This is a genomic window from Myroides sp. LoEW2-1, from assembly GCF_009767705.1.
Taxonomy (GTDB): domain Bacteria; phylum Bacteroidota; class Bacteroidia; order Flavobacteriales; family Flavobacteriaceae; genus Flavobacterium; species Flavobacterium album_A.
The window spans coordinates 1-4747 of record NZ_WSPP01000283.1 but is presented as its reverse complement, the minus strand read 5'-3'; the positions used below and the strand labels follow the sequence as shown (position 1 = coordinate 4747).

Below are 4747 nucleotides of genomic sequence, written 5' to 3'. Positions count from 1 at the left end.
AGAATATCGCAGACTTATATCCTCATAATTACAAGAAACTTATCCTGGATAATGTAGAAGAATAATTAGATCTCACAAGATGTACTTGCTCGGGTGCATACGTAGTAAACCAATTTACGGATTACCATTTGTTATTGATGTTTTCAAAAACAATTACTTCAAAAATGCATCTTGGGCAAACTTCGGTAATGAAGGAGAAAAACCTATTATCGGAAAATACATATATCACAAGCTAACTCCATTTCGCACTTTTAAACTTGAAAACACCACTTTATCAGCGGAAGTATTTGAATTAAGCCATGTAAATCCACAAAAAAGTTCAGCTATATTAATTCAAAACAATGATGAATATGTACTATACTTTGGTGACACTGGCGCTGATAGAATAGAAAAGTCTGACAACCTAAATAGAATATGGGAATACATTGCCCCATTAGTTAAGAATAGAAACTTACAAACCATACTCATTGAGGTTTCTTTTCCAAACTCACAGCCAGAAGATAAACTATTTGGCCACCTAACACCTAACCTATTAAATGAAGAATTAACTAAATTAGCTCAATATACGGATAGTCAAACCCTAAAAGACTTAAACATAATTGTTACACACTTAAAGCCAGTAGGCAATCAAATAGAAACAATCAAGCAGGAACTTGAACAAAACAATCCACTTCAAGTAAAATACATATTTCCAGAACAAGGGAAGAAAATTTCACTATAAAAAAAGCCAATCTAATGATGGACTGACCCCAAAAAGTTGGACGAAGTTATGCAATCTTTTTAATATAATGAGCTCGGTATTCTACTGGGCTCATTCCATTTAAATTAATGCGTATTCGCTCGTTATTATAATATTTTATATACTGTTTTATCTCCTGAGTTAATTCCAATATGGAGTTGTATTTCTTTAAATAAAACAGTTCTGATTTCAATACTCCAAAGAAATTTTCGATTATAGCATTATCTAGACAATTTCCTTTTCTGGACATGCTTTGTTTAATATTATTATCCATTAACTTATTCTGGTATCTCTGTAATCTATATTGCCAACCCTGATCAGAATGAAGTATGGTTTCTATGTCAGTTGCTTTGTCTTTTTTTCTTCTTTTAAATGCTTTATTGAGCATATCAAGAATCTGCTGGTAGTTTGGAGAAGTGGATAAATTATAACTAATTATCTCTCCATTAAACAAATCTATTATTGGAGATAGGTATAATTTACTTCCTTTAACATTAAACTCTGTTACATCTGTAGCCCATTTTTGATGAGGCTTAGTTGCATTAAAATCTCGATTTAGTACGTTTTCTGTTGCTTTACCTATATCTCCTTTAAAAGACTTGTATTTCTTTGCTCTAATCACACTTTTATGACCTAGTTCTTTCATTAGTTTTGCGACAGTTTTGAAATTTACAGGTATTTTGAGTTCTCTTCGAAGCATTAATGTGACTCTTCTGTACCCATATAATCCTCTATACTTAGTAAAAATACGAGTTACATGTTTACCTAATTCAGCATGTTTATCCAAAAAAGTTATACTCTTCGTATGGTAATAATAACTACTACGAGCTAGCCCTGCTAAGTGTAGTAAATATTCTAGTTTATGTATGCGCCTTAGCTCCGTAATTATTACGGCTTCTTCTTTTTGGCTTGCTTGCTCTGAGCTAAGGCTTCTAACTTTTTTAGATAATCATTCTCTGCCCGCAAGTATGCTAGTTCTATTTTTAGCTTCTCTACTTCGCTCATCGATGCTTTTATCCCTGGAATATTTCTTTTCTTAGTCATCTTGATGTTTGTTTTGTTTTTCCTAAAATGTGCACCTCGATTATCTTCCAAGCCTTTAAATCCATTATTCTGGAATTTTTTAATCCACTGTAATAACACAGAAGAACTAGAGATTCTATACTTAACGCAGGTGTTAATCAAAGATAATCCACTTTTTTGATAGTCTTGTATAATGCTAACTTTTTCCTTTATCGTAAAGTTACTTTGGGAAATTCCCAGTAAGCCTTGTTTGCCATAAGCTTCATAAAGTTTAATCCAAAACCTCAGATTCGAAGGCATAATGCTTTCCTCTTTTGCAAGTCCTGTTAAACTATGTTTCCCTTCTAGAATTATAGTTACTAAACGTAACTTAAATTCATAATTGTATTTCTGTTTTCTACTCATAAAAAATGCCCCAAAATGTGTCTAACTTTTTGGGGCATGTCTATGATTGGCTTTTTTGTACTAAATATCTCATTAAGCTTCCCTTTTAGGGAAAACAACTTTACCTAAAAAATAAACAACTGTAAAAGCAATAAAAGAAGGAATCAACCACGGCACATCGTAACGACTCATTGGAACAACTTCTATTAATGAATTAAGTCTATCAATAGTATTAGTCGCATGCATTCTATTCTCAAAAATTGATTCTCTATACAAACCAATCATATAAACAACAAACTGATACAAAGCAATAACAGTTGTAGTTATAATTGCAGCTACAAAAGGAGCTTTTCTCTTTACATATTTACCAAAAACAACCATATATATAATCAAGGTAAGCGTTATTGGATAAATTATCCCTAAGAAAGGCCCTGCATAATCAATAATATCATCCACGCCTTTTACAGCTAGGTATCCAGATGATAAACAGGTAACAATAACGATAAAGCGATAACTCAATTTGCCGTTTGTCAACTGACTAAAGAAAGTACCTGTTGCACATACCAAAGCGATTGCCGTAGTAAGACAAGCTAAAGCAATACACAAAGACAAGGCTATAGTACCACTTGAACCCAGAACGCCATTTGAAATATGTAACAACAACTCCGTTCTTTTTAAGCTATCATTTATAGGATAACCAGAAGTTGCTCCCAGGTAAACCAAACCTCCATAAATAAATAACAAAAAGAATATAGCAACAGAGCCTGACATAAAAGTAACTTTCGTTTTTTCACCCAACTCTACATATCCACGAGCTTTCACCGCAGAAATAATAATTCCTGCATAAATTACTGAAGCTAACACATCCATCGTTTGATATCCTTCATAAAATCCCTTTCTAAAAGCCTCCAATCCGTTAATATTAGTTTCTTCTAACTGACCTAATGGGCTTGTAATCCCTAAGAAAATTAAAAAAATCAACAATATTAATAATATAGGGGTCAGATACTTCCCAATAATATCAACTACACGGGAAGGTGAAATTGACAGTGCTAAAGTAATTCCGAAGAAAATAACAGAAGATAGAACTGGACTAAAATCAGAAAATATAGGAACCACACCAATCTCGAAGGTCGTTGCTGCAGTACGTGGAATAGCCACCAAAGGACCTATGCTTAAGATGATAGCTGTTGCCAGAATCCATCCCAATCTACTATCAATTCGCTTTCCTAAATCAGTGAACTCATCACCTGAGTATAGTACAGCAATGATACCAAGAAAAGGAGCAAGAATAGCTGTTAAGGAAAAGCCTGTAACTGACCAATTCCAATCGTTACCAGTCAAAAGACCAATAATAGGTGGTAAAATGATATTCCCAGCGCCAAAAAACATTGCAAAAAGTGCAAATCCTATTGTTAACGCATCGAAAAACTTCTTTTTATTCATTCGATAAATTATGTCTAATCTTTTTTCATTTAAATTTAGAGAAAAATCAAAAAGAGATTATGATTAAAAAATAACGTTTTGATACCAAAACGGGGGTACAATATATAAAAATATTAAAACAACTTTAATAATTACGTTTCATTTTTATTTAGACCTTATCACATAATTTATACCAATTTCAAAAAATAGAATACAATACAAAACCGAAAAATGTTAAAAAATGAACAATAACAACTTCCTTGAGACAGACCGGTTATATATCAACAAAATTAATTTGTTAAATGATATTCCGCAGGTTCGACACTACTATAACGACAAAGAAACAATGTGTTGGATTCCCAATAGAAAAGATTATTACACATCAGAGTACTTGTCAATGAAGTTTGAATCCTATAATAAGCTATATGAAAATGGCATAGGAATTTATAAAATAACACATAAAGCAGACAATAAAATAATAGGCGAAATAGGTTTGTATGACTGTGATAAAACAGATAATGCAATAGAAATAGGATACATTATCCTATCAACCTATTGGAGAAGGGGACTTGCAACAGAATTATTAATAAAAGTAGAAGATTATATACAACACATTCTAAAAAAGAGGTTGATCATTGCACACCTAATCAAAGGTAATAAAGCATCAGAGAAGCTATTACAAAAAAGAGGATACAGAAAAACACAAGAAACAAAGATATCAACAGAAGTGACACGTATTCAATACACAAAAACCTTAACTGATTAATCAGTTAAGGTTTTATATAAATCGTCGAAAATTGGAATAATAAGTTTTCCTTTCTCAGTCAATGAATATTCTATATGAATAGGCTTTTCGGTAATCACCTGTCTAATTAATAGGCCATCACTTTCAAGCTCGCGTAGTGCAACAGACAATGATTGTTTATTCGTTCCTTCAATCAACCGCATATAATCACTAAATCTCTTAGGCTTTCCCTCAGTAGAATGCAAAATATGCATTTTCCACTTCCCCCCTAATGTCTTTAGCAATTGTTCTGCAGGACATTCTTTATTCACTTCTTCCTCTTTTTTCATTAAATCACACTTAAATTTTAACCACTCTATACAAATTTAAGTATTAAAACTGAGCCTACCATAAATCGCAAGTTAACAAATCGAAAATATTCCATCTGTGGA

General features: G+C 32.3%; 6 protein-coding genes. 2 read left to right on the top strand and 4 right to left on the bottom strand.

Annotated elements, in window-relative coordinates; genetic code table 11:
* The first annotated feature begins 79 nt into the window (after positions 1-79).
* On the top strand, positions 80-721 hold the full coding sequence (locus GOQ24_RS14495) for a 3',5'-cyclic-nucleotide phosphodiesterase (RefSeq protein WP_160340012.1): 642 nt from the start codon (positions 80-82) through the stop codon (positions 719-721).
* 46 nt (positions 722-767) lie between these two features.
* Here the strand turns inward: GOQ24_RS14495 and GOQ24_RS14490 are convergent, their stop codons facing one another.
* The 3 genes from GOQ24_RS14490 to brnQ all read right to left on the bottom strand — a co-directional run bounded on the left by GOQ24_RS14490 (position 768) and on the right by brnQ (position 3592).
* A complete protein-coding gene (locus GOQ24_RS14490) occupies positions 768-1625 on the bottom strand; it encodes an IS3 family transposase (RefSeq protein WP_258204719.1) in 858 nt (285 codons plus the stop codon).
* Positions 1626-1627: 2 nt separating this feature from the next.
* Complete coding sequence (locus tag GOQ24_RS14485; protein ID WP_155091062.1) at positions 1628-2167, bottom strand: helix-turn-helix domain-containing protein; 540 nt, start codon at positions 2165-2167, stop codon at positions 1628-1630.
* Positions 2168-2239: 72 nt separating this feature from the next.
* Positions 2240-3592: a branched-chain amino acid transport system II carrier protein gene (gene brnQ, locus GOQ24_RS14480; protein WP_160340011.1), complete on the bottom strand. Its 1353-nt coding sequence runs from the start codon at positions 3590-3592 to the stop codon at positions 2240-2242.
* A gap of 220 nt (positions 3593-3812) precedes the next feature.
* Between brnQ and GOQ24_RS14475 the strand changes: the two genes are divergently transcribed.
* Positions 3813-4337: a GNAT family N-acetyltransferase gene (locus GOQ24_RS14475; protein WP_155091064.1), complete on the top strand. Its 525-nt coding sequence runs from the start codon at positions 3813-3815 to the stop codon at positions 4335-4337.
* On the opposite strand, the gene GOQ24_RS14470 is transcribed toward GOQ24_RS14475, so the two are convergent.
* Entirely contained in the window at positions 4334-4645 is a 312-nt protein-coding gene (locus tag GOQ24_RS14470; protein ID WP_155091065.1) for a winged helix-turn-helix transcriptional regulator, read from the bottom strand. The two genes, GOQ24_RS14475 and GOQ24_RS14470, sit on opposite strands and share 4 nt — an antisense overlap.
* Positions 4646-4747: the final 102 nt, after the last annotated feature.